At 64.4% G+C, this 25,761-nt stretch carries 22 protein-coding genes; 11 read left to right on the forward strand and 11 right to left on the reverse strand.

Annotated elements, in window-relative coordinates; genetic code table 11:
* Positions 1–72: 72 nt before the first annotated feature.
* The 6 genes from P1U48_RS11780 to P1U48_RS11805 form a co-directional block, all read right to left on the reverse strand.
* Positions 73–1,575 carry an alkaline phosphatase family protein gene (locus P1U48_RS11780; protein ID WP_301069195.1) on the reverse strand — a complete coding sequence of 501 codons (1,503 nt, stop codon included), beginning with the start codon at positions 1,573–1,575 and terminating at the stop codon, positions 73–75.
* A 112-nt stretch (positions 1,576–1,687) separates the two neighbouring features.
* Positions 1,688–2,716, reverse strand: a complete 1,029-nt coding sequence (locus P1U48_RS11785) for an oligopeptide/dipeptide ABC transporter ATP-binding protein (protein ID WP_301069196.1) — start codon at positions 2,714–2,716, stop codon at positions 1,688–1,690.
* On the reverse strand, positions 2,713–3,729 hold the full coding sequence (locus P1U48_RS11790) for an ABC transporter ATP-binding protein (protein WP_301069197.1): 1,017 nt from the start codon (positions 3,727–3,729) through the stop codon (positions 2,713–2,715). Before P1U48_RS11790 ends, P1U48_RS11785 begins: the two co-directional genes overlap by 4 nt.
* Positions 3,726–4,889, reverse strand: a complete 1,164-nt coding sequence (locus P1U48_RS11795; protein ID WP_301069229.1) for an ABC transporter permease — start codon at positions 4,887–4,889, stop codon at positions 3,726–3,728. The genes P1U48_RS11790 and P1U48_RS11795 overlap by 4 nt, the downstream gene beginning before the upstream one ends.
* A 136-nt stretch (positions 4,890–5,025) precedes the next feature.
* Complete coding sequence (locus P1U48_RS11800; protein WP_301069198.1) at positions 5,026–6,036, reverse strand: ABC transporter permease; 1,011 nt, start codon at positions 6,034–6,036, stop codon at positions 5,026–5,028.
* Between the two features lie 122 nt (positions 6,037–6,158).
* Positions 6,159–8,210 carry an ABC transporter substrate-binding protein gene (locus P1U48_RS11805; protein WP_301069199.1) on the reverse strand — a complete coding sequence of 684 codons (2,052 nt, stop codon included), beginning with the start codon at positions 8,208–8,210 and terminating at the stop codon, positions 6,159–6,161.
* 85 nt (positions 8,211–8,295) lie between these two features.
* Between P1U48_RS11805 and P1U48_RS11810 the strand changes: the two genes are divergently transcribed.
* The 8 genes from P1U48_RS11810 to P1U48_RS11845 all read left to right on the forward strand — a co-directional run bounded on the left by P1U48_RS11810 (position 8,296) and on the right by P1U48_RS11845 (position 16,108).
* Positions 8,296–8,517 carry a hypothetical protein gene (locus P1U48_RS11810; RefSeq protein ID WP_301069200.1) on the forward strand — a complete coding sequence of 74 codons (222 nt, stop codon included), beginning with the start codon at positions 8,296–8,298 and terminating at the stop codon, positions 8,515–8,517.
* A 37-nt stretch (positions 8,518–8,554) separates the two neighbouring features.
* The gene (locus P1U48_RS11815) at positions 8,555–9,766 is read left to right on the forward strand and encodes an iron-containing alcohol dehydrogenase (RefSeq protein WP_301069201.1); all 1,212 of its coding nucleotides are present in this window, start codon (positions 8,555–8,557) and stop codon (positions 9,764–9,766) included.
* 147 nt (positions 9,767–9,913) lie between these two features.
* Positions 9,914–11,176 carry an acyl-CoA dehydrogenase family protein gene (locus P1U48_RS11820; RefSeq protein ID WP_301069202.1) on the forward strand — a complete coding sequence of 421 codons (1,263 nt, stop codon included), beginning with the start codon at positions 9,914–9,916 and terminating at the stop codon, positions 11,174–11,176.
* Between the two features lie 12 nt (positions 11,177–11,188).
* Complete coding sequence (locus tag P1U48_RS11825) at positions 11,189–12,319, forward strand: acyl-CoA dehydrogenase family protein (RefSeq protein ID WP_301069203.1); 1,131 nt, start codon at positions 11,189–11,191, stop codon at positions 12,317–12,319.
* Between the two features lie 12 nt (positions 12,320–12,331).
* Entirely contained in the window at positions 12,332–13,195 is an 864-nt protein-coding gene (locus P1U48_RS11830) for a MaoC/PaaZ C-terminal domain-containing protein (protein ID WP_301069204.1), read from the forward strand.
* A gap of 41 nt (positions 13,196–13,236) precedes the next feature.
* Positions 13,237–14,103 (forward strand): SDR family NAD(P)-dependent oxidoreductase, encoded by an 867-nt coding sequence (locus P1U48_RS11835; protein ID WP_301069205.1) that lies wholly within the window; start codon positions 13,237–13,239, stop codon positions 14,101–14,103.
* Positions 14,104–14,191: 88 nt separating this feature from the next.
* Positions 14,192–14,536 carry a hypothetical protein gene (locus tag P1U48_RS11840; protein ID WP_301069206.1) on the forward strand — a complete coding sequence of 115 codons (345 nt, stop codon included), beginning with the start codon at positions 14,192–14,194 and terminating at the stop codon, positions 14,534–14,536.
* Between the two features lie 48 nt (positions 14,537–14,584).
* The gene (locus P1U48_RS11845) at positions 14,585–16,108 is read left to right on the forward strand and encodes a YifB family Mg chelatase-like AAA ATPase (RefSeq protein ID WP_301069207.1); all 1,524 of its coding nucleotides are present in this window, start codon (positions 14,585–14,587) and stop codon (positions 16,106–16,108) included.
* Here P1U48_RS11845 and P1U48_RS11850 read toward each other — a convergent pair.
* The 4 genes from P1U48_RS11850 to rsmI form a co-directional block, all read right to left on the reverse strand.
* A complete protein-coding gene (locus P1U48_RS11850; protein ID WP_301069208.1) occupies positions 16,086–16,973 on the reverse strand; it encodes an alpha/beta hydrolase fold domain-containing protein in 888 nt (295 codons plus the stop codon). The genes P1U48_RS11845 and P1U48_RS11850 overlap by 23 nt on opposite strands.
* Positions 16,974–16,976: 3 nt before the next feature.
* Positions 16,977–17,912 (reverse strand): glutathione synthase, encoded by a 936-nt coding sequence (gene gshB / locus P1U48_RS11855; RefSeq protein ID WP_301069209.1) that lies wholly within the window; start codon positions 17,910–17,912, stop codon positions 16,977–16,979.
* 71 nt (positions 17,913–17,983) lie between these two features.
* Positions 17,984–18,412 carry a YraN family protein gene (locus P1U48_RS11860; protein ID WP_301069210.1) on the reverse strand — a complete coding sequence of 143 codons (429 nt, stop codon included), beginning with the start codon at positions 18,410–18,412 and terminating at the stop codon, positions 17,984–17,986.
* Between the two features lie 30 nt (positions 18,413–18,442).
* Positions 18,443–19,330 carry a 16S rRNA (cytidine(1402)-2'-O)-methyltransferase gene (gene rsmI / locus P1U48_RS11865; RefSeq protein WP_301069211.1) on the reverse strand — a complete coding sequence of 296 codons (888 nt, stop codon included), beginning with the start codon at positions 19,328–19,330 and terminating at the stop codon, positions 18,443–18,445.
* Between the two features lie 119 nt (positions 19,331–19,449).
* Between rsmI and P1U48_RS11870 the strand changes: the two genes are divergently transcribed.
* The 3 genes from P1U48_RS11870 to murJ are packed head-to-tail and all read left to right on the forward strand — an operon-like array spanning position 19,450 to position 24,979.
* Positions 19,450–20,631, forward strand: coding sequence for a penicillin-binding protein activator (locus tag P1U48_RS11870; RefSeq protein ID WP_301069212.1), 1,182 nt, complete (start codon positions 19,450–19,452; stop codon positions 20,629–20,631).
* 41 nt (positions 20,632–20,672) lie between these two features.
* A complete protein-coding gene (locus tag P1U48_RS11875; protein WP_301069213.1) occupies positions 20,673–23,432 on the forward strand; it encodes a [protein-PII] uridylyltransferase in 2,760 nt (919 codons plus the stop codon).
* Entirely contained in the window at positions 23,429–24,979 is a 1,551-nt protein-coding gene (gene murJ, locus P1U48_RS11880; protein ID WP_301069214.1) for a murein biosynthesis integral membrane protein MurJ, read from the forward strand. Before P1U48_RS11875 ends, murJ begins: the two co-directional genes overlap by 4 nt.
* A gap of 4 nt (positions 24,980–24,983) precedes the next feature.
* Here the strand turns inward: murJ and P1U48_RS11885 are convergent, their stop codons facing one another.
* Positions 24,984–25,685: a rhomboid family intramembrane serine protease gene (locus tag P1U48_RS11885; protein WP_301069215.1), complete on the reverse strand. Its 702-nt coding sequence runs from the start codon at positions 25,683–25,685 to the stop codon at positions 24,984–24,986.
* Positions 25,686–25,761: the final 76 nt, after the last annotated feature.

Raw genomic sequence — 25,761 nt, forward strand, 5'->3', positions numbered from 1 at the left:
CTGTCTGCCCCCCGACGCGCTGCGCGCGTCCCCCCCGAGGATATTTTTTACCAGAGGAAGTTGGGTGTCGGATCAGGCGCCCTGCGCCAACCCGGTCAGGCGGCGGTCACGGCGTTCCGCCATCCGGTCGAGCATCTTGCCGCGCAGCCGGGCGATCTGTGGCAGATAGGCCGGATCAGTGGCGAGGTTGCTGACCTCATCCGGGTCATTTTGCAAATCGAACAGCATCGGTGCCACCCCGCCGCCGAAATGCACATATTTCCAGCGGTCCTCGCGCAGGATCGTGGCGCCCGCCTGATATTCGCTGAGGCCGAGATGCTGCATGAACCGGGTCGGATCCTGGGGATGGCCGAAATCGGCCTCGGCCAGCAGCGCGTCACGCCAATCCGCGGGCGGGATGCCGGTGCCGAACGGCAACAGCGAACGCCCGTCCATCGCTGCCGGCACCTCCAGGCCGATCCAGTCGAGGATGGTCGGGGTGACATCGACGCTTTCGGTGAGCGCGGTGACACGGGCGCCCGCAGCGGCACCGGGGACCCGCAGGATCAGCGGCACATGGAAGGCGGCGTCAAACACGCTTTCCTTGCCGAACATCGCCTTGTCCCCCAGCATTTCGCCATGATCGGCGGTCAGCACGATCAGTGTGTCGCGGTCCTGACCCGTCGCGGCCAGCCAGTCCAGAACCCGGCCGAAATGATGGTCGACCTCGGCCACCAGCCCCAGGTAGACGGCGCGCAGATCGGCAAGCATCGCAAGCGACAGCGCCCGGTTGTCGCCGTCATGGCCATGAAACAGCGACCGGTTCGAAGGCCGCGAGAACCAGGCCTCGACAAATGGGTGATCCGGCGCCGCAAGGTTGGGCGCCGGTAAAGCGGCGGCGTCGATCAGCCGGTTCCAGGGCGCCGGGGCGACCAGCGGCGGATGCGGCCGGATATAGGCGAGATGGGCAAACCAGGGGCCGAAGTCGCGGCGATAGTCCAGCGCCTCCAGCGTCCGGGTGGTCAGGTAAGCGGTGTCGGAATCTGCGGCCGCAAAGATCGCCGGATCGCGCGGGCCACCATTGCCGGAGGGCACGTAATAGCTGGGCCAGCCGTCCTCGCGCAGGTGGATGTCATAGCCCTTGGCGCGCAAATCGGCGGGCCATGCGCGCCCCGCCTCCATCTGCATTTCCACCACCTCGCGAAAGCCCGGCGCCACCCCCTCATAGACGCTGAGGTCCGGATCCTCGGGATCGCGACCGGTCGGATCGGGGGCAATGTCGGTATAGCCGAACAGCAAAGGTTCATAACCCGCCCGGCGCGCCTCGGTGGCGATGGTGGCGTGGTGGCGGGCCAGCGGGGTGCCGTTGCGGATTGCACGGTGGTTCATCGCATAGAGCCCGGTCAGCAACGAGGCGCGGGCCGGGCCGCAAGGCAGTGTGACGGTGAAATGGTTCTCGAACAGGATACCGCTGGCAGCAAGCCGGTCGAGGTTGGGGGTCGGCACATGTGGGGCCAGCGGTCCGGTGAGGATTGAGGCCACGCATTGATCGAGCGTGACAAAGAGGACATTGCCGGGGCCGGTTGGTCGGGTCATTGCGTCGGGCCGGTGGCGTGTCGGGTGGCTGCGGCCGGACCGGGGGTTTCACACCCCCGGACCCCCGTGGAATATTTTTGGCAAGATGAAGCGGGCGGCTGGGTTGGGTTGATCATCTGGGCGACCGGGCACTGGCGGCGGGACGGGAGAAGTCGAAATCAGCGGCGAAATGGCAGGCGGCGCGATGCCCCGGCGCCACCTCGCGCAGGGCTGGAACGCTGGTCTTGCAGGCGTCCTGGGCAAAGCGGCAGCGGGTGTGGAATTTGCATCCTGCAGGCGGGTTGGCCGGCGACGGAATTTCGCCCTCAAGCTTTTCCGCGGTTTTCGGCGCGTCCGGGTCCAGCGCCGGGATCGCCGAGAACAGCGCCGAGGTATAGGGGTGGCGCGGTCGGGCAAAGAGGCTGCGGGTCGGGGCGACCTCGACGATCTGGCCGAGATACATCACCGCCACCGCGTCGCAGACATGGGCGACCACCGAGAGGTCGTGGCTGATGAACAGAAAGCCGATGCCCATATCGGCCTGGATCTGTTTCAGCAGGTTCAGCACATCGGCCTGGATCGAGACATCGAGCGCCGCGACGCTTTCATCGGCGACCACGAAGCGCGGGCCCGAGACCAGCGCCCGGGCGATCGAGATCCGCTGCCGCTGACCGCCGGAAAAGGCATGTGGGAAGCGGCGCAGATGTTCGAGGTTGAGGCGGCATTTCGCCGCAATCTCGCGCACCCGCTCATCGGTTTCAGCGCGGCTTTTCGTCAGGCTCATCACCTCGAGCGGCTCGGCGATGATGTCGCGCACTGTCATCCGCGGGCTCAGCGCGGCGTAAGGGTCCTGAAAGATCAGCTGGGCGCGCTTGCGGTAGTCTTTCAGATCCGCGCCCTTGAGGCTGGTCAGATCAAAGCTGCGCTCACCATCGCGATAGGCGATCGTGCCGGCACTGATCGGCGCCGCCTTGAGCAAGGCCCGCCCCAGCGTGGTCTTGCCCGAGCCGCTTTCGCCGACCAGGCCGAAGAACTGGCCGCGCTGGATCGAGATCGACACGCCGTCAACCGCGTTCAGCTTTGACCGACTGCCCAGCAGGCCGCGGCCCAGCGGGTAGCTGACGGTGAGGTCGCGGGCGGCGATCAGGGGATCCTGGCTCATGCGCCCGCCCCTTCGCGCCGGGTTGCAGCCGGGGCTTCGGCGTAATGGCAGGCCACCGCGTGACCCTCGCCGAAGTCGCGGCTCGGCGGCACCTCGCGGTCGCAATGACCGGCGCGGGCGATGCCGCAGCGGGTGTGAAACACGCAGCCTGACGGCCGGTTCAGCGGCGAGGGAATATCGCCCGGGATCGGCGTCAGAGCGGCGTCGAGATCGTCGAGCTTGGGCAGCGCCTCGATCAGGCCACGGGTGTAGAGATGGCGCGGATCCCGGATCACCTGGCGGACGCTGCCGGTTTCCACGATCCGGCCGAGATACATCACCGCCACCCGGTCGGCGGTCTGCGCGATCACCCCGAGGTCATGGGTGATGAACAGGATGCCCATGCCAAACTCGGCCACCAGATCCTTCATCAGGTCGATCACCTGCGCCTGGATCGTCACATCCAGCGCCGTGGTCGGTTCATCGGCAATCAGCAAATTCGGCGAGGTCGACAGCGCCATGGCGATCATCGCCCGCTGCCGCATGCCGCCGGAGAACTCAAAGGCGAACTGGTCAAAGCGCTTGTCCGGCGCCGGAATGCCGACCCGGTCCAGCATGTCGATGGCATGCGCCTTGGCCTGCGCTTTGCTCATCCGGGTGTGGATCAGCAGCTGTTCGACCATCTGTTCGCCAACCGTGATCGCCGGGGCGAAACTGGCCATCGGTTCCTGAAAGATCATCGAGACCGCGCCACCGCGCACCTGTTCCATGTCACGCTCGCGCTTCAGCGCCAGCACATCGGTCACCCCGGCCTCGGTGGTCAGCCGGATTTGGCTGGCCGGGCCATAGACGGCGTTGTCGGCGTTCAGACGCATCAGTGCCTTGGCGGTCACCGACTTGCCCGAGCCGCTTTCCCCGACCAGGCCCAAAACTTCGCCTGGGGCGATGTCAAAGGACAGGTCCTCGACGGCCGTGACCAGGCCCTCGTCGGTGCGGAAACGGATCGACAGATCCCGGACTGACATCAGGCTCATTTCTTGACCCCCGCATAAGGGTCGGCGGCGTCGCGCAACCCGTCGCCGACATAGACAAAGGCCATCACCAGGGCGATGAAGAACAGCACCGGGATGAAATACCATTGGTAGTTCAGCAGCACGTCGGCGCTGGTCGTGTTCTGCAACATCACCCCCAGCGAATTCACCGGGTCCTTCAGCCCCAGGCCGATGAACGACAGAGCCGTTTCGCTGAGCACGATATAGGGAAACGAGATCACCAGGTCGACGATGATATAGCTGGTGAAACTGGGCAGCAGATGGCGGCGGATGATATGTCCGGCGCCCGCCCCCTGCAACTGTGCTGCCAGCACATATTCCTGATTGCGCTCGACCAGCAGATGGGTGCGCACCCGCCGCGCCAGGGTCGGCCAATTGATGAATCCGATGATGATCGAGATAAAGAAGAACCGCATCTCGGAGGACCATTCCTGTGGAATGAACGCGGCAATGGCCATGAACAGCGGAATGATCGGAATGGTTCGGATCGCGTCGGTCACCATCTGGATCACCCCGTCGATCCAGCCGCCGAAATACCCGGCGATGCCACCGATCATCAGCGCCATGACAAAGGAGATCATCACCCCCAGCGCGCCAACCGCCAGCGAGGTATAGATCGCATGCAGGGTGCGCGAAAAGATGTCCTTGCCGGTGTCATCTGTGCCGAACAGATGGACAAAGCCCTTGTCGACGCCAAACAGATGCAGGTTGGATTTGACCGGCCCGATCGAATAATCCCAGTCGCGCACGAACATCTGGACATAACGCCGATCCTCGGTGTCGATGGTGGTCACCCAGCGGAAATTGGTCTTGATCGACCGCTCGCGTTTGACCCCATAGATAAACGGCCGCCAGGAACATCCGTTGTCGTCGCAAAACTTCGGCAGTTGCGGCGCACCATTGGTGTAATCCTTGTCGCGGCCCTTGATCGTGGGATCATGCGGCGACAGGAACGGCGCGAATATCCCGGTCAGGATCAGCCCGATCAGGATGATCCCGGCGATCATCGCGCTGGTGTTGCGGCGAAACCGGGCCCAGATCAGCTGATATTGCGAGGCGGTGAAATAGGCCTCGCGCGCCCGCTGGCTGGCGTCATCCTCGGCGCCCGCAAGCGGCGGTGTCTTGATCTCGGCCGGGCTCATCGGCACAGCGACGACCCGGCAGTCGCCCCCCCGCTTCCTCTGGTCGAAAATATCCTCGGGGGGAGTCGCGACAGCGTCGCGGCGGGGGGCGGACAGCCCCCCTGCCCGGTGCGAACCTGCGGCAGGTCTGACATGCTCATCTCCCCATCACCGATTTGCGCACTCTCGGATCGATCAGCGCCAACGCCAGATCGGTGAGAAAATTCAGGCTCACGATGGTCGCGGTCAGCATGAAGATGATCGCCCCCGCCAATTGCTGATCATTCGACCGCGCCAGGCTTTCCAGCAGCAGCGCACCGGCTTCGGTCAGGGTCAGGATCACCGCGACAATCGGCAATTCGTTGAAGATCCGGTTGAGGTCAAAGCCCAGCGAATTGATGATCGGCCCCAGCGCATGCCTTGCCGGATAGCGCCAGAGCAAGCGGCGGCCATAAAGCCCGCGCGCCCGTGCTGCGGTGACATAGAGCTTGCCGTTCTCATCCAGCATCAAGGCCCGCACCGTTTGCAGCGCAAAGGCAGTGGCCGACCAGCCGAGGATGAACACCGGGAGCCAGGCCCGGCTGAGGAAATCCAGGAATTTGGCCACCGACCAGGGTGCGTCGCGGTATTCGGGCGAAAACAGCCCGGTCAGGCTGTCGCCCCAGAGCACCGTTGAGACCAACATGATCATCAGCGCCAGCAGGAAATTTGGCATCGCCAGCCCCAGGTAGCTGACAAAGCGCAGCGATCCGTTCAGCAAGACGGATTTCGACGAGGCCGCTATGATCCCCACCGGGATTGCTATGAGATAGGCGAATAACAGCGCTGCGAAACAGATCGCCGCCGAAATCGCGAATTTGTCGCCCAACAGATCGTTGATGTTCAGCCGCAGGATGCAGCTGTCGCCGAAATCGCCATGCACAAAGACATTGCCGACCCAGCTGCCCCAGCGGATCAGGAACGGCCGGTCCAGGCCCAGGCGCCGTTCCTCGGCCTCGATATCAGCGATGGAAATGCCCGAACCTTGGGTGTTCTTGAAGGCGAGATAGCGTTCCGCGCAGGTGCCCGGCACCAGCTCCATCAAGGTAAAGACAATCAGCGATACCAGCAGCAGGGTGAACAGCGCCATCGCGGCGCGGATCACGGCGAATCTCGCGAAGTGCAGCATCAGTTCCCTGTCGTCCCCTTGGCCGGATCTTCGGCCTTGTTGGGAACCGGGCGATGGCTCAGCGCCGCCCGGTCCGTCGGTTCATCCGGCCCTGAGGGGCCCGGTATTGTCAGGCCCGAGGACTATTCCGACAAATACCATTGCGCCGGCATATAGGGCAGCGTGCGGTAATATTCGTAGGATTGGGTCTTGAACTCGGGGAAGTTCTTCAGCGCGTTGCGGTGATAGATCACGTTGGGCGCCTGCACGGTGCCGATGAACAGCAGGTTTTCGGCGGTGGCTTTTGCCAGACGAGCCCCCGCTGCGGCCTGTTCGGGCGATCCGGGGTTGGCCCCCTGGAACGCATCCGCATCGGCCATCATCGTTTTCACCCAAGCCGGCGGCTCGACGCCATTGGCGCCTTTGCTGTCCACCCATTCGGCCCAGAGCATCCCGGTCCGGTGAGCAAAGTAGTTCTCGAACGGTGGCACGAACAATTCCTTGTTGCCCATCACGATCGCTGTCGGCTGGCCTTTTTCCCAGGCCCCGACATCCAGCTGGTTGGAGGATTGCGCCGAGCGATATTCATCCGGCGTCACCTCTTTCACCGTCGTCTGCACGCCGACGTCGGACCAGTATTGCGCAACCAGTTCGACAACTTCGCTGCCAATGCCCTGGGTGGCGAACTGGATGTTCAGCACCATCTTGCTGCCATTGGACAATTCGCGGAAACCGTCGCCATCCTTGTCGATCATGCCGATACCATCCAGCAGCGCCTTGGCGGCGTCGGGGTCGTAAGCGGCATAGAGTTTTTCAAGCGCGGAATCGACAAAGCTCGGGGTTGGCGAGAAGGCGACGAATTGCTTTGGCACGCCCTGACCAAAGAACGAGGTTTCGTTCAGCTCGTCCCGGTTGATCGCCAGCGACATCGCTTTGCGGAAGTCGAGATTGCCGAACAGCGCGCGCTTGGCCATATCCTCGCTGGTCACGTTGAACGAAAAGGTCGGCATCGCGATGGTCGGCGCCAATTGGACGGTGAAATCGCCCTTTTCCATATTGTCGAGCAGCAGCGGTGCGGCGGCCAGGGTCAGCGACTGCGATTTGTAGTCGACCTCGGCATTCACCAGTTTCAGCAGGCGCACCTCGTTGTCATTGGCATAAAGTTCGTCCTGGCGGCTGATATAGGGCAGCTGCTGGCCAATGGTGTCGACCATGAAGAAATAGGGGTTGGCGACCAGTTTGCGGCCTTCGGTCGTTTCCTGCACATAGATGTGGGATTCAAGCGTCGGATAGGTGCCTTTGCCGAGGCAGGCGACCTTGTCGGCATTGTTCAGCATCGGCGTCGGCGTGTCGGTCCAGTCCGAATTGCCGTAATAGGCCGAAATCACCGAGAGGCCGGTGTCAAAGCCGCATTTCTGCGCCAGCGCATCGGCATCGGGGTTCAGATCCGGGTGATATTGCCCGAGGAAATGCTTGGGCTGGAACGCCTGGGCATAGATCGTGGCGAAACTGGCCAGCAGGCCGGGCTTGGGCGATGGCAGGTTAAAGACGACGGTTTCGGCGTCCGGGGTCTCAACCTCCATCCGCTTGTCGGCAACCAGCACATAGCCTTTCGGCTTTTCGATCACCTTGGAATCGAGCGCCAGGTTGTCATACCAGAACTTCACATCAGCCGAGGTGAACGGCGCGCCGTCCGACCACTTGTGGCCCTTGCGCAGCTTGAAAGTCAGCTGGGTGAAATCGTCGTTCCAGTCCCAGGATTTGGCGACCATCGGCACAATGGTTTGCAGATCGTCGGAATAGCGCACCAGATTCACATGACGCACCGACAGGAAATCCGAGGTCCCGGCTTCGGTGGCATTGGACAGCGCATGGAAGGTGCCGCCGTATTTGCCCGTCGAGTCGTAGGGCACCACCACCAGCGGCTCTGCCGGCAGGCGATCGGCCAGGGCCGGAAGCGCCGGATTGCCGAGGATCTCAGCGTTCAGCGCCGCCATCTCCGGATTGCTGGAAAACTCCATCTTGCAATTGGCGGCGGTTTCGAAATCGGCCAGATCATATTGCTGGGGATAGCTGCCTGCGGCGACCCCGGCCATATCGGCCTGGGTGACGGCCGGGCAATTCGCCCAGGCGCCACTGCCCAAAAGGCAGGTGGCGGCGGCCGAAATCAGCAGCGTTCGGGTGTGACGGGTCATGGTTCCCTCCGTTCCTGTCGTAACCTGACCGGCTCTACCCGGCCCTTGTATCGAATTTGTAACGCTTAGAGATACGAGCGCCGCATTGGGCACCGACCTCAGGGATGTTGCGCGGGGTTGTCTTGATCCGTCAAGCTTTCGCGAAAATTTCGACGCCTTTCGCCGGGTCACCTCTCAATTTCTGGGCATCCACGAAATCGGCGTCGCCCCGGGCGATCGAGCTATTGAGCCTGCCAATCCGGCACATTGGCAAAGCCTAAAACATGGTTCTGCAGCCTCGCCACAAGATATGGCTGATCCGGATTGACCCGCCTATGCTGCAAGAAACCCGAGAAAGGACCGCCATGCCTCGCCAGATCAGCCATGACTTCCGTGCCGTCAGCCGCCCCCTCCGCCTGCACAGCGGCAACGGCGCGCTTGAACAGCTGGGGCCGGAACTGGCCCGCGCCGGGATCAACCGGGCACTGCTGATTACCGGGCGGTCGCTGGCCGAGGGCACGGATCTGGTCGACCGGATGCAGGCGTCGGCAGAGGGCCGGATCGCCGCAGTCTTTGGCGCGATGCGCAAGGACACGCCACTGCCCGATGTGCAGGCGGCCACCGCGCTGGCGCGTGAGGTCGATGCCGACGGGCTGATCGCGTTGGGCGGCGGCAGTGTCATCCAGGGGGCAAGGGTCACCGCGATCCTGCTGGCCGAAACCGGCACCCCTGAGGCGCTGGCGACGCAATATCCCGATGACGGCCCGGCGATCAGCCCGCGGCTGCTGGCGCCGAAACTGCCGATCTTCAACGCGCTGACCATCGGCACCACCGCCCAGGATCGGGGCGGATCGCCGGTCAAGGCGCCGGAATTGGGCCGTCGGCTGGAATATTTCGATCCCAAGACCCGCCCCGCCGCGCTGTTCTGGGACCGCGATGCGCTGGCCACCGCGCCCGAGTCGATGCTGCGCGCCACCGTCGCGATGACCTATTGGCGCGCCCTGCTCGACATGGGCGCCAGCACCGCCAACGTGCTGGCCGATCTGAACCGCGCGCAGGTCTGGACCCTGACCAAGGGGATGCAGCGGGCGCTGGCCGCCGGTGATGACGGTGATGCACTGCGCGGCGATCTCTGCGTTGCCACCTGGCTGCAGAACCGAGCCGTCGATGACGGCGCCCGACCGGTGGAAACCTGGGTGTCGCGGCTGACCTATGCGTTTTCGGTGGCGCTGTTTCATCAGCATGGCGATCTGGCACAGGGCGCCGCAACCTCGGCACTCGCCCCGTCGATCCTGCGCGAAATGGGCGCCCGCGACCCCGCCGCGATGGCGGGCATGGCCGAAGCTCTGAGCATCGAGGGCCGCGCCGCCGCCGACCTGCCGCAGGTGATTGCCGACCGCCTCACCAGCGACCTTGCCGCCCTTGGCCATGCCACCGACCTGACCGCCCTTGGCATTTCGCCGGACGGCGTCACTGCGATGCTCGACAATGCGATGTCGAATTTCAACGCCGACCCGCGCCGCGAGTTCCGCCGCGAACGTGACCGACTGGCTGAGGTTCTGGCCGCCTGCTGGTAGGCTTATCCCGATATCTGTCATTCACCGGGCAAACCGGATTGACGACTTTACAAGTGACCGACCGGCAGGTTGAATATCGACCATGCCACGTTGCTGCCAAAGCAGGCCGTCGGATTGCGACGCCCTGCACGGCTTGGGAGCGCGGCAATGGTTTACCAATTTGTCGCCGGCCGGGCCACCGCCCGCCCGTCGCGAAACGCCGAAAAAGGAAGGTCGAAACCGATGAACGCCCAGGACAGTCAACTGGCTGCCTTCCGTGCCGAAGCACGGGAATGGTTAGCCAAGAATTTCCCCAAAAGCCTGACCGGCAAACGCGACGTGTTGATGGATATCGCACCGCGCTACCCCGAGGGTGAGGATTGGGCCGCGTGGAAAACCGCGATGGGCGACAAGGGTTGGGGCACCCCGACCTGGCCGACCGAATATGGCGCCGGCGGGCTGAGCCGCCAAGAGGCCATGATCCTGGACGATGAGATCGAGCGCATCGGCGCCTTCAACCCAATCGTCGGCATGGGCGTCAACATGCTTGGACCGACGCTGCTGGAATTCGGCACCGACGAACAGCGGGCCCAGCACCTGCCGCTGGTGGTGCGTGGCGCGGTGAACTGGTGCCAGGGTTATTCCGAGCCGGGCGCCGGGTCTGACCTCGCCTCGCTGAAAACCAAGGCCGAGGACAAGGGCGACCATTACCTGGTCAACGGTCAGAAAATCTGGACCTCCGGTTCGATGTATGCCGATTGGTGTTTCTGCCTGGTGCGGACCTCGAATGATCACAAGCACGAGGGTATCTCGTTCCTGCTGATCGACATGCACAGCCCCGGCGTCGAAGTCCGCCCGATCACCCTGATTTCCGGCAAACAGACCTTTGCCGAGGTGTTCTTTACCGATGTGAAAGTCGAAAAGGGCAACCTGGTCGGCGACCTGCGGCAGGGCTGGACCATCGCCAAGCGGCTGATGCAGCACGAACGGAACGGCATCGGCGCCCGCAAGGTTTCGGTCGGTGAACTGCGCCCGGTGCATGAGGTGGCCAAGGAATACATCGGCACCGACGACCAGGGCCGACTGTCGGATTATGACCTGCGCGCCCGGATCGCCCGCCACCAGATGTGGGAACGCGCCCAGCGCCTGACCGTCGCGCGCGTCGTCGAGGAATCAAAACAGGGGCCGTCCGAGGCGACCTCGGTGATGAAAAACGCGGGCTCGGTCTCGATCCAGACCCGCGAAGAGCTGCTGATGGAGATCATGGGCAATCGTGGCATCGGCTGGGAGGGCGACGACTATCTGCCTGTCGAAATAGAACAGACTCGTCAGATGCTGCAGAACAAGGCCAACTCGATCTACGGCGGCACCTACGAAATCCAGGCCAACATTATTTCAAAACGCATCCTCGGGATGCTGGACCACCAGTAGGGAGGGGCGACCATGGCTGTATTGACAGAAGAACAACAAATGCTGCGCGACGGAGCGCAGGAATGGGTGAGCAAACGCGCACCGGTCTCAGCGTTCCGCGCCACCCGCGACAGCGGTGCGGTGTTCGACCCCGCGCTCTGGAAAGAGATCGCCGAAATGGGCTGGGCCGGGATGGTCGTACCCGAGGCGCAGGGCGGATCGGATTTTGGCCTGACCGGCATGGGTCTGGTGCTTGAGGAAATGGGCAAGACGCTGGTCGCCTCGCCGCTGTTCATCTCGGGGCTGGTTGCGGCAAGCGCGATCAAGAGCATCGGCAATGATGCTCAGAAAGCCGACTGGCTGACGAAAATCGCCGATGGCTCGGCAATCGTGACCCTGGCAATTGATGAGGGCACCCGCCACAACACCGCCCAAACCGCGATGCAAGCGCAAGCTGATGGCGACGGCTTCACCCTGTCCGGCACCAAGGTGCAGGTCATTGAAGGCATTGCCGCCGATGCGTTCCTGGTGCTGGCGCGAACCTCTGGCGCCGCCGGCGACACCGATGGGCTGACCCTGTTCCTGGTGCCCGCAAACAGCGCCGGGATCACCCGGACACAACTCAAGACCTTTGATTCTCGCGGTCACGCCAAGGTGGTGTTCGACGGTGTTAAGGTCGGCAAGGACGCGGTTGTCGGCACAATCGGCGGCGCCCATGCCCCGCTGGAAAAAGTGCTGGATGTGGCACGGGTCGGCATCGCCTGCGAAATGCTGGGGCTTTGCCAACAAGCCTTTGATACCACTTTGGAATATCTGAAAACCCGGGTGCAGTTCAACACCATTCTGGCACAGTTCCAGGCGCTTCAGCACCGGATGGCGGATCTGTTCATGGAGTTGCAACTGGCGCGTTCGGTCATCGAACATGCGGTGCGTGAGATCGACGCGGGCGGCGACGGCGCCGAAGAGGCGGCGATCCTGGCCAAGGGCTTTGTCGGCGACGTGGCAAACAAGATGTCGCGGCAGATGATTCAGCTGCACGGCGGTATCGGTATGACCGACCAATATGACGCCGGGTTCTACATCAAGCGCTCGCGGGTGCTGGAAGCGACCTTTGGCAATCAGTCCCAGCAGAGCGAACGCTGGGCAAATCTGCACGACTATTGAGGAGAAACCGACATGGGTGTTCCCTATCCCGACCTGCTTGAGATGAGCTCAAAAGGTGACGATTGTTCTTATACCGACCGCGAGGTCATGCTCTATGCGCTTGGCATCGGCATGGGTGAGGATCCGCTGGGTGACGATGAGCTGGCTTTCGTCAACGAAGGCTGGCTGACCGCCCGCGATCCGCAACTGAAAGTGGTGCCGACCTTCGCCAGCGCCTTTGGCTATTCCTCGCGCCCCCCGGCCCTTCCGTTGAACCGGGTCAAGGTGGTCGATGCGGCCCGTGACATCCTGTTCCACAAGCCATTGCCGATTGCCGCCAAGGTGTCAGCCGACAGCAGCTATATCGGCGCCTGGGACAAAGGCGACAAGGGCGCGATCATCCAGCGCGAAACCGTGGTCCGCGACGCCTCGGGCGATCCGGTCTGCACCATTCGCGGGATGAGCTTTGCCCGCGGCGACGGCCATTTCGGTGGCCCGACCAATGGCGCGCCGGAACCGCATCCCACCCCGGACCGGGCCCCGGACATGAGCGTGGATATCACCACGCGGGACAATCAGGCGCTGATTTTCCGCCTGTCCGGTGACCGTAACCCGCTGCATTCGGACCCGGAATTCGGGCGCAAGGCCGGGTTCGACAAACCGATCCTGCACGGCATGTGCACCTATGGCATCACCTGCCGGGCGGTGCTGTCGACCTATGCCGACTGGGATCCCAACGCCTTTCGCCGCCATGCCGCACAATTCCGCGCGCCGGTCTATCCCGGCGAAACAATCACCGTGGACATGTGGAAAGACGGCGGCACCATCAGCTTTGAGGCACATGTCAAGGCACGCGGCGTGACCGTGGTGAAACACGGGCTGACCGAACTCGGTTAAGCACCCAACAGCAAATTCAAACCAATCTAAACGGAGGAAACATGGGACTTCTTGACGGCAAGGTTGCCATCATCACCGGGGCGGGCAACGGCCTCGGCGCGGCATATGCGAAACTCTTTGCAGCTGAGGGCTGTAAGGTTCTGGTCAATGATCTGGGCGGCGCCCGCGACGGCTCCGGCGCGTCGATCGGCGCGGCACAGGCGGTGGTGAACGAAATCACCGCAGCCGGTGGCACCGCCATCGCCAATGGCAATGACGTCTCCAGCATGGAAGGCGGCCAGGCGATTTTCGATCAGGCCATCGGCGAATGGGGCAAAGTTGACATCCTGATCAACAACGCCGGGATCCTGCGCGACGAGACCTTCCACAAAGGCACCGAAGAGAACTGGGATCTGGTGCTCAAGGTGCACCTCAAGGGCACCTATTGCTGCACCAAACCGGTCTGGAAATGGATGCGCGACAATGGTGGCGGCGTCGTGGTCAACACCACCTCGACCTCGGGTCTCCTGGGCAACTTCGGCCAGACCAACTATGGCGCGGCCAAGGCCGGGATCGCTGGCCTGACCCGCAACCTAGCCATCGAAGGGCGCAAATACGGGATCCGCGTCTGGGGCATGTCACCCGGCGCGTTGACCCGGATGACCTCGGATCTGCCGCGGTATCGCGAAATGGCCGAAAGCGGTGAGGAGTTCCCGGTGACGGGCCAGCCCGACACCATCGCCCAGGCGATGCTCTACATGTGTTCGGACCTCTCCGGCGATCAGACCGGCAAGTTCATGCATGTCGCCCGTCAGGGCGTGGCCGAGCTGAAGGTCATGCGCTCCGATGGCTGGGAACCGACCCATGCCTATACCGCGCAGGAAATTGCCGACAATTACGACAAAGTGTTCTTTCCCGACGCCTCCTGAGGCGACACGGATAAGCTGACGACAAAGGGGCGCCTGCGGCGCCCCTTTGATTTTTTGCGGTGATACCGATGGATGTTCCCGGGCGCCCATGACATCCAGCGCCCGACACCGTCCCCCCGAACCGGAGCTCAAACAGACCGTGGAGCCTGCCGATCTGCCGCGCGGCCTGTTCTGGGGTATGCTCACCGGCCTCACCTCGTTCAATTCGCATTCCGACACGCCGCTGTTCCAGACCTATGTGCTGTCGCAAAAGCCGCCCGAGCAGACATTTGCCGCGACCACGACCCTGACCTTTGCTGCGATCAACCGGGCGGAACGGGTCCATGTGCGGCAGCTCCAGATTGCGCTGTTGTTGCCGTCGTTGCGGTTGATCTGGCACGAGATCGCCCGGCTGAGTCAAGCCTCAGCCTGGCCGTGCCTCCGATGCGGTTAACCTCTTGTCAACTCTGTGCCCCCTAGGCTGATTCGATGGGGGGTCAGCATGATTTCACGCGCCTATACGGTTGCTTTTCAGGGGGTTGAGCCACGCCCGGTCGAGGTGCAATGCGCGGTCACCCCCGGCATGCCCGCCTTTTCCATCGTCGGCCTGCCCGACAAGGCGGTGAGCGAGGCGCGCGACCGTGTGCGCACCGCCCTGACCGCCCTGCGCATCGCCCTGCCCTCGCGGCGGATCACGGTGAACCTGTCGCCCGCCGATCTGCCCAAGGAGGGCAGCCATTTCGACCTGCCGATCGCCCTGGCGCTGCTCACCGCGATCGAGATTATCCCAGCCGACGTCAGCGAACGCTATCTGGCACTGGGCGAATTGTCGCTGGACGGTTCGCTGGTGCCGGTGCTCGGCGCCCTGCCCGCCGCGATGGCCGCCGCCGAACAGGAGCGCGGGTTGATCTGCCCCGCCGCCTCGGGCGCTGAAGCCGCCTGGATCGGCGCGGCCGAGGTCATCGGTGCCGCCAGCCTCGGCGATCTGGTGCGCCATTTTTCAGGTCAGGCACCGATCCAGCCCGCCGAACCCGGCGAGGTGGCGATGGACAAGAGCCTGCTGGATCTGCGCGACGTCAAGGGTCAGGAACGTGCCAAGCGGGCATTGGAAATCGCCGCCGCCGGACGCCACCACCTGTTTCTGGTCGGCACCCCGGGCAGCGGCAAATCGATGCTCGCCGCCCGGCTACCCTCGATCCTGCCGCCGCTGACCGCAGAAGAGGCGCTGGAAACCTCAATGATCCATTCGCTGTCCGGCCTGTTGACCCGCGGCGGCATTTCCCGTGCCCGACCGTTTCGCGAGCCGCATCACACCGCCTCGATGGCGGCCATCGTCGGCGGCGGGCGCGGCTCCAAACCCGGCGAGATCTCGCTGGCGCATAACGGGGTTCTGTTCCTGGACGAATTGCCGGAATTTTCCCGCCCGGTGCTCGAAACCCTGCGCCAACCGGTTGAATCCGGCGAAGTCGTGGTGTCGCGCGCCAATGCCCATGTCCGCTATCCGGCGCGGTTCCTGCTGATTGCCGCCGCCAACCCCTGCCGCTGTGGCTATCTGCCGGATCCGAACCGCGCCTGCGCCCGGGCGCCGGGCTGCGGATCCGATTACCTCGGTCGGATTTCGGGGCCGCTGCTGGACCGGTTCGATCTGCGGGTCGAGGTGCCGCCGGTGGCCTTTTCCGACCTCGGCCATGCCCCTTCGGGCGAAAGCTCGGCCCAGGTCGCGGCCCGGATCGCCACCGCCCGCGCGGTGCAGGCGGCGCGCTTCTCCGTCGCATCGGGCCAGCGGCTGAACGCCGATCTGGTCGGCGCGGATCTGGAAAGCTTTGCCAGCCCGGACGCGCCGGGGAAGACCCTGCTGACCCAGGCCGCGGAACGCTTTGGCCTGTCGGCGCGGGGCTATCACCGGATCCTCAGGGTGGCGCGTACCATCGCCGATCTCGACGGTGCCGCGGCGGTGCAGCGCGATCACATTGCCGAAGCCATCGGCTTTCGCCTCACCACGCTCAAGGAAACCGTGCCCGGATGAACCCGGCCGCGCCACGCAGAACCGCGTCGGCCTCGGGCAGCCAGCCCTGAAAGATCGCCACCACATGCGGCAGATCGGCCCAGAGGTCGAGGCTGACCTCAGCCCCCTGCCCGCGCAGATGCTCGGTCATCCGCAGGGTATCGTCGCGCAGGATCTCGGTCTGGCCGACATGCAGCCAGACCGGCGGACAATCCGGGAAATCGGCAAACAATGGCGAGACGCCGGGATCGCGCGGATCCGCCCCGGCCAGATAGCAATCCCGCGCCTCTTCCAGCCTGCCGACCGGCAACAGCGCTTCGGCCCGGGCATTCTCGCGCAGCGAAGCGCTAGAAGCGGTCAGATCGGCCCAGGGCGACATCGCCAGCAGGGCGGCGGGGCGTTCGCCGCGTTTCAGCAGCCGCGCCAGCAGCGCCAAGGCCAGCCCGCCCCCCGAGGAATCACCGCCGAGGACAATCTGATCGGCCCGCAGCCCGGAATGGCGCAACCCGTCCCAAACCGCCTCCACATCGCTCAATGCCGCGGGAAACGGATGCTCGGGCGCGAGGCGAAACTCCGGCAGGCAGGCGCGGGTGCCGCTCATCGCCGCCAGCCGTGCCAGCATCGCCCGGTGGGTGGCAGCACCGCCCATCAGATACGCGCCGCCATGCAGCCAGAGGATCACCGGCGCACCAAAGGCCCCCGCCTCGGCCCAGGTCACCGACACGCCACCAAGACGAGAGTCACGATACCAGGCATGGGCCGGGTCGCGAAACATCCAGGCCTGACCGGCAAACCGCGCCCGCGCCGCCTGTGGTGACAACCGCGCCAGCGCCGGTTTTTCGACCCGTCGCAGCCAGAAATCGAGCAGGCGCAGACGCAGCGACACGGCTCAGCCCCGCTTGGCTTCGATCGCGTCCCAGATCGCGGCGGCGGCGTTGATGCCGTCAAAGCGCTCAAGCTCCTGGATTCCGGTGGGCGAGGTCACGTTGATCTCGGTCAGATAATCGCCAATCACGTCAATGCCGACGAACACCTGACCCTTTTCGCGCAGCACCGGGCCGATGGCAGCACAGATCTCGCGGTCACGCTCGGTCAGCCCGACCTGCTCCGGACGCCCGCCGACATGCATGTTCGACCGGGTTTCGCCCTGGGCGGGCACCCGGTTGATCGCGCCGATCGGTTCGCCATCGACCAGGATCACCCGCTTGTCGCCCTTGGTCACCGCCGGCAGGTATTTCTGCACGATCAGCGGTTCACGGGAAAAGCCGGTGAACAGCTCATGCAGCGACGACAGGTTGCGGTCATTGGCGTCCAGCCGGAACACCCCGGCGCCGCCGTTGCCATAGAGCGGCTTCAGAATGACATCGCCGTGCTTTTCCTTAAAGGCGCGGATCGTGGCCAGATCACGGGCGATGGTGGTCGGCGGGGTCAGATCGGGAAAGTCCAGAACCAGCAGCTTTTCCGGAAAATTGCGCACCCAGAACGGGTCATTCACCACCAGCGTGTCGGGATGCACCCGGTCGAGCAGATGGGTGATGGTGATGTAATGCATATCAAACGGCGGATCCTGGCGCAGCCAGACCACGTCGAGATCGGCCAGATCGACCGCCCGCCGCTCACCCAGAGTGAAATGGTCGCCCTGCTTGCGCCGCACCGTGAGCGGCGCCGCATCGGCCACCACCCGACCCTCGCGAAAGGACAATTGGTCGGGCAGGTAATAATACAGCTCATGGCCGCGCGCCTGCGCCTCTTCGGCGAGCCGAAAGCTGCTGTCCGCGTTGATATTGACCCGTTCGATCGGGTCCATCTGAAAGGCCACCTTCATCGCATTCTCCCCCTGGACCGGCCGTATTGCCAGCCATTGATGGCGCAGATGCCGGGGGGGTGCAATGCCGCTCAACCCGCGAGGGCGTTCTCAAGGATCTGGATCGCACCGATCCGGTCGACCAGGGCCAGATCAAAGCGGATATCGGTCAGCGCCCCCGCCGGTTCACCACTGACGAATTCCTCGGCGGCGCCACAAATGCGGGCGATTTGGCGTGGCTGCAGCCGGGCAGCGGCGGAATCGAAATCCGGACCCTGCTTGACCTCGACAAAGACCACCTGCCCGTTGCCGCGCAGGATGATATCGATTTCGCCGCCTTGACCGCGCCAGCGCCGCGCGGCCAGATGATAGCCCCGGCGCAGGTAATCGGTGACCACCCGATCCTCGGCGGCGGCCCCGGCCAGATGAGCGGCACGGCCCCGGTGCTGGCGCTGCGACGGCACAACCGGCTGAGCCTGTGCCGGGCCCTCTGGCCAGAACCCCTGCTGCCAATGACGCATCTGCGCCTCCCTTTTGCCTTGCCCGGGCGGTTATTCCGCCGAATCCGAAGCTGCCCCGTTTACGGACTTGTTCAGCGCGAGCGCCCGCTGATAGACATCCCGCCGGGGCAGGCCCAAGGCCACCGAGACCTGATCCGCCGCATCTCTGACCGAGGATCCGGCCAGCGCCTCTGACAGCGCCCGGTCTATATCAATATCATTAATGATTGCCGAATCGCCCTGTCCGATCAGCACCACGATTTCACCGCGCGGCGGATCTTCGGCGCAGCCCTCGGCCAGATCCGCCAGGTTGCCCCGGCGCACCTCTTCAAAGCGTTTGGTGATTTCCCGGCACAGCGCCGCCGGGCGCGTCGCGCCACAGACCTCGGCCGCATCGGCCAGCATCGCCGCCACCCGTTTTGGCGATTCATAGAGGATCAGCGTCGCCGGGACGGCTGCCAGATCGCGCAGCGCGGCTTTGCGTTTGCTGGCGGTGTTGGGCAGGAATCCGGCGAACAGGAACCGGTCTGACGGCAGCCCGGACAGGGTCAGCGCCGCAATCGCCGCCGTGGCCCCGGGTGCCGCAGTCACCATGTAACCGGCATCGCGGGCATCGCGGGCCAGCGCAAAACCGGGATCGGCGACCAGCGGTGTCCCCGCCTCCGACGCATAGGCGACCGAGCGCCCGGCGGCGAGTTCGGCCAGCAGCCTTGGCCGCATCCGGGCGCCGTTGTGATCGTGATAGGCGAGCAGCGGACGCTGGCCGACGGCGATGCCATGGATTTCCAGCAACCGCCGCATGGCCCGGGTGTCCTCGGCGGCCAAAACTTCGGCATTTGCCAAAATATCAAGCGCCCGCAAGGTGATATCCCGTGCCGCGCCAATTGGCACCGACACCAGGTAGAGCCCGGGGGCAAGTTGTTCGGCAGTCTGATTCACGGCTGGATTCCCATTCTCAACCCTATATAGTCTGGGCTAGACAGCAGTTGAAAGCGCCGCGCTTCTGCCTCATGCGGGGCCTCCAGGTTCTCGGCGCCCACACAGCCAGGAGGCACGCTATGTTCGCCCTTATCCACGCCGCAAGCAAGCGGACCGCTCAAATGGTGCTGGCCGCCGTGACCGGCCTGGCCCTGATCGCCTGTCAGCCGGTCTCGCTGGGTGGCGGGCTCGGCTCGGGCCCGGCGATCGATTCAAGCAAGCCGGTGCCGGTGGCGCTGTTGCTGCCAAAAGGCTCGGGCGCCTCGGGCGATGCCGTGCTGTCGACCAGTCTGGAAAACGCGGCACGTATGGCGATTGCCGATCTGAACGGCGTGCGGATCGACCTCAGGGTCTATGACACCGCCGGCAATGCCGCCACGGCCCAGGCGGTGGCGGACCGTGCGGTCGCCGACGGCGCCAAGATCATCCTCGGCCCGGTCTATGCGGGCAATGCCAATGCCGTCGGCCATGCCGTCGCCCGTTCCGGCATCAATGTGCTGGCCTTCTCCAACAATGCCTCGATTGCCGGGGGCAATGTCTTTGTGTTGGGCAACACCTTCCAGAACACTGCTGACCGGCTGGCCTCTTTCGCCGTGCGCCAGGGCAAGGGCCGGATCGTGCTGGTCCATTCCAACGATGTCGCGGGCCAGACCGGCGCCGCCGCGATTCAGACCGGGGTGGCCCGGGCCGGTGGCAGCATCGTCAGCACCGTGGCACATGAATTTTCGCAACAAGGCGTCGTCAATGCGGTGCCGCAGGTCCGCTCGGCCGTGCAATCGGGTGGCGCGGATGCGATTTTCCTGACCGCCAATACCGCCGGCGCCCTGCCGCTGTTCAGCCAGATGTTGCCCGAACAGGGGGTGTCACCCAGCACGGTGCAATATATCGGCCTGACCCGCTGGGACATCCCGGCGCAGACGCTGGATCTGCCCGGTGTGCAGGGCGGCTGGTTCGCACTGACCGATCCGAATCGTGCGGCACAATTCGACGGGCGCTATCAATCGACCTATGGCGCGCCGCCACATCCGATCGGCTCGCTCGCCTATGACGGGATTGCCGCGATTGGCGCGCTGGTGGCGCAGGGGCGTGGCCTCGGCGGTGCCGATCTGACCCAGGCGGCCGGGTTCCAGGGCACCGGCGGCATCTTCCGGCTGCTGCCTGATGGCACCAACCAGCGTGGTCTGGCCGTCGCGACGATCCAGAATCGCCAGGTCGTGGTCATCGATCCCGCGCCCCGCGGCTTTGGAGGGGCAGGATTCTGACCGCCCGCACGTCGCCTCCCAATTCATTGCCGTCCGACACATTGCTTGTCGTGGATGACGCCGGGCCGGTCGATCTGATCTGCCCGGCGATCGAGATTTTCGACATCGAGGCCATTCAGGCCGAGATCAACAACGCCGCCAAAGGTGCCGACGCCACCGCGGTACGCGGTTGTCTGGTCAGCCTGCTCGGCCGCGCCAACGAAACCGGGCGAGAGGCCATCGCCAGGGGGCTGACCATCAGCCCCTTTGCCTCGGACCGGGTGATCCGCAGCTATGCCTGGCTGACCGATTGTCTGGTCACCACCACCGTCGCCACGGTGCGTGATCACATCCTGCCACAGGCTGGCGCCTCGGATTTCGCGGTGCTGGCGGTCGGTGGCTATGGCCGTGGCGGCATGGCGCCGTTTTCCGATGTCGACCTGATGTTCTTGAGCAAGGGCAAGATCACCCCCTGGCTGGAACAGCTGATCGAGACAATGCTCTATGTGTTCTGGGATCTGCACCTGAAGGTCGGCCATTCCAGCCGCACGGTGAAAGAATGCCTGAAACTGGGCACCGAGGATTACACCATCCGCACCGCGCTGCTGGAAAACCGCTATCTCTGCGGTGACGAGGCGCTGGCCAAGCAGCTGAACAAACGACTGTGGTCGGATCTGTTCAAGGGCACCGAGGCCGATTTCATCGAGGCCAAGCTGGCCGAGCGGCAGGCCCGACACCAGAAACAGGGCGGCCAGCGCTACGTGGTCGAACCGAATGTCAAAGAGGGCAAGGGCGGGCTGCGCGATCTGCAATCGCTCTACTGGATCGCCAAATATGTGCATGGCGTCCAGTCGGTGGCGGAACTGGTCAAGCTCGATCTGTTCACCGTCGAGGAATTCAAGGAATTCCAGCAGGCCGATCTGTTCCTTTGGGCGGTGCGCTGTCACCTGCATCTGATTTCCGGCCGGGCGATGGACCAGTTGACCTTTGATGTACAGGTCCAGGTCGCCGAGCGCATGGGCTATCGCGACAAGGGCGGGCGCCGCGCCGTCGAACATTTCATGCAGGATTATTTTCGCCACGCCACCAAGACCGGCGAGGTGACACGCATCCTGCTGACCAAGCTCGAAGCGGCGCATGTGAAAAGCGAACCGTTGCTGGAGCGGATGTTCAAGCGCCGTCCCAAGGCGGTCAGCAAGCAATTCGTCGCCGTCGGAAACCGGCTGGCCCTTGCCGACCCGGCCACCTTTCTGGACGACAAGCTGAACATCCTGCGGCTCTTTGACGAGGCCCTGCGCACCGGCATGCTGGTCCACCCGGACGCGATGCGGCTGATCACTGCCAATCTCAAGCTGATCGATGACAAGATGCGCGCCGATCCGAAAGCGGCCGAGATGTTCCTGGGCCTGCTGCTGAACCATGGCAACCCGGAACGCGCCCTGCGGCGGATGAACGAGCTCGGGGTGCTGGGCGCCTTTATCCCGGAATTCCAACCCATCGTCGCGATGATGCAATACAACATGTATCACCATTACACGGTGGACGAGCATACCATCCAATGCATCCGGCATCTGGCGCTGATCGAAGGCTCCAAGCTGACCGAAGAATTGCCCATCGCCTCGACCATCCTCAAGGCCGGGATCAACCGCCGGGTGATCTATACCGCGCTGCTGTTGCATGACATTGGCAAGGGCCGGGACGAGGATCATTCGATCCTCGGCGCCCGGATTGCACGCAAGGTGGCACCACGTCTGGGGCTGAACCCGGATGAATGCGAAACCGTCGAATGGCTGGTGCGCCATCATCTCTTGATGTCGGACATGGCGCAGAAACGTGACATTGCCGATCCGCGCACGGTGCGCGATTTTGCCAAGGCGGTGCAGACCAAGGCGCGGCTCGATCTGCTGACGGTGCTGACGGTCTGTGACATTCGCGGCGTCGGCCCTGGCACCTGGAACAACTGGAAGGCGGCCTTGCTGCGCGGGCTCTATCGGCAAACCAAGCGCGGCATGGAAACCGGGCTGGAGGATCTGAACCGGGCCAAGCGGGCGCAAGAGGCGCATCGCGATCTGCGGCGAGAGCTGAAAGACTGGAGCAAGGCCGACCTCAAGCGTGAGATTGACCGGCATTACCCGACCTATTGGCAGGGGCTGCACATCACCACGCAGGTGATCTTTGCCACCATGCTGCGCGATCTCGGACCCGCCGAAATTCGCATCGACCTGCACCCGGACGAAGACCGTGACGCCACCCGCGCCCTGTTTGCGATGGTCGATCACCCCGGCATCTTTGCCCGCCTCGCCGGGGCGCTGGCGCTGGTCGGGGCCAATGTGGTCGATGCACGCAGCTACACCACCAAGGACGGCTATGCGACCTCGGCCTTCTGGATCCAGGATGCCGATGGCCACCCCTATGAGGCCGACCGCCTGCAGCGCTTGACCCGGATGATCCACCGCACCCTGAAGGGCGAGGTGGTGGCCCGCGACGAGATGAAATCGCGCGACAAGATCAAGAAACGCGAACGCGCCTTCGAGGTCAAAACCGCGATCTCCTTCGACAATGAGGGATCGGATATCTACACGATCATTGAGGTCGACACCCGCGATCGGCCCGGCCTGCTGTTCGATCTGGCCCGCACCCTGGCCGGCAATCATGTCCAGATCGCCAGCTCGGTCGTCGCCACCTATGGCGAACAGGCGGTCGATACCTTTTACGTCAAGGACATGTTCGGTCTGAAACTGCATTCCACCACCAAGCAAAAGCTGCTCGACACAAGGCTGCGCGAAGCCATCACCGCCGGACAGGAGAGGGCCAAGGCGTGAGGCCGATCCGCTTGGCCAGCAGCTTTCTGACGGTGGGCGGCTGGACCATGGCCAGCCGGGTTCTGGGCTTTGTCCGCGATGCGATGATCCTCGCCTTTCTCGGCACCGGTCCGGCCTATGAGGCGTTTGTGGTCGCTTTCCGACTGCCCAATATGTTCCGCCGGTTCTTTGCCGAGGGCGCGTTCAACACCGCCTTTGTGCCGATGTTCTCGAAAAAGCTTGAGGCCGGTGACGATCCCGACGGCTTTGCCTCAGAGGCGCTGTCGGGGCTGGCGATGGTGCTGATCCTGCTGACCCTGGCGGCGCAGCTGGCGATGCCCTGGCTGGTCTGGGGTCTGGCCTCGGGCTTTGTCGGGCAAGACCAGTTCGGGCTGGCGGTGGAATTCGGGCGCATCGCCTTTCCCTATATCCTGTTCATCTCGGTCGCAGCGCTGCTCTCCGGGGCGTTGAACGCCGCTGGCCGTTTCGCCGCCGCCGCTGCCGCGCCGGTGCTGCTGAACGTGATGCTGGTCTCGGTGATGGCCAGCGTCGCGCTGCTCGGCGGCGATGTGGCGCGCGCGCTGATCTGGGCAATTCCGCTGGCCGGAGTCGCGCAGATGGTTCTGGTCTGGACCTCCGCCGCCCGCGCCGGGCTGCGGATCCGGCCCCGTCGGCCGCGTTTCAGCCCCGACATGCGGCGGTTGCTGCGGATCGCGGTGCCAGCGGCGCTGGCCGGGGGCGTGGTGCAGGTCAACCTGCTGGTCGGGCAACAGGTCGCCTCCTATTTCGATCACGCGGTCGGCTGGCTGTTCGCGGCGGACCGGCTCTATCAACTGCCGCTGGGGGTGGTCGGCATTGCCATCGGCATCGTGCTGCTGCCCGATTTGTCGCGACGGTTGAAGGCACGTGACGACACCGGCGCCCGCATCGCCCTGAGCCGGGCGGCGGAAATGGCGCTAATGCTGACGATCCCGGCGGCGGTGGCGCTGGTGGTGATCCCGCTGCCGCTGGTCAGCGTGCTGTTCGAACGCGGCGCCACCACCGCCGAGGACAGCCGCGCCATCGCCCTGGCGGTCGCCGCCTATGGGCTGGGCCTGCCCGCCTTTGTGCTGCAAAAGATCATTCAGCCGCTCTATTTTGCGCGTGAGGACACCCGCACACCGTTTCGCTATGCCCTGGTCTCGATGCTGGTGAATATGGTGCTGGCCATCGGGCTGGCGCCGCTGATCGGCTGGATCGCCACCGCGCTGGCCACCACCATCGCGGGCTGGGCGATGGCGCTGCTGCTGACCCTCGGCACCCGCCCGATGGGCGAGGTCGCGCGCTTTGACGACCGGTTTCGCAAGCGCCTGCCGCGGATCATCGCCGCGGCGCTGATCATGGGTGCGGCGCTGCTGCCGGGCTGGTGGTTGCTGAGCCCCTGGCTGGCGCTGTCCGGCATCCGCTTTGCGGCGCTGGCAGTGCTGGTGGCCTGGGGCGGGCTGGTCTATTTCGGTGCCGGTCAGCTGATCGGGGCCTTTCAGCTGGCCGATCTGCGCCGGTCGCTGCGACGTGGCGGCAAGGGCTGAGCCCTCAATCCCGCCGCAACCGGTGCAGCAAGGCGGCAAAGCCGCCCGGCACCAGCAGCGGCGCGGCAACAAAGCCGGTGATCGCCCCGGTCACATCGGCGATCCAGGTCTGATCAACGCCGAACAGCACCCCGAAGACCAATTGCAGTGCCATCAGCACCCCGATCAGGCCAAAGGCGCGGAACTGGTTGTCGCCGGTGGCCTTGAGCCGCGCCCAGAGCAGCCAGGTGAACAGCCCGATCAGCCCGTAGACCCCCGGAAACGCCCCAAGCAACGGATAGCCATCGCTGGCGAAAAGCCCATAGGCCAACGCCCCGGCAATCACCGCCAGAAAGAACCCGAACAGCACCGACAGCGCCCCGGTCACCTCGCCCACCCATTTGCCCAGGGCCAGCAGCATCACGCAGGCGAAGGCGGTCGAGGTGAAGCTGCCATGGACAAAGGCATAGGTGACAAAGCGCATCAGATGTTCGGCCGGCCAATGGCCCTGAGCCCGCATCCAGTCAAAAATCTCTGCCGAAAAGCTGTAGTCGCGGATCACCTGCAAGCGCCAGCCAATCGCCGCCGGGCCGCCGGCAATGCCGCGCTCGCCCAGGGTCAGCACGATCTCGACCGCCGCGATCACCAGGAACAGCGCCAGCACGCTCCAGGGCAAGGGATTGACCGCCGGTTCGTTGCGGGGATGATCACTATCGGGATCGTGCATGGCCTTGCCTTTCACCGCTGCCTCGAGGGCGCGCTTCTTGACGCCCCTTGCCGCCCTCGGTAAGCGAACGAACCAC

Source organism: Pseudooceanicola sp. (assembly GCF_029213205.1).
GTDB lineage: Bacteria > Pseudomonadota > Alphaproteobacteria > Rhodobacterales > Rhodobacteraceae > Pseudooceanicola.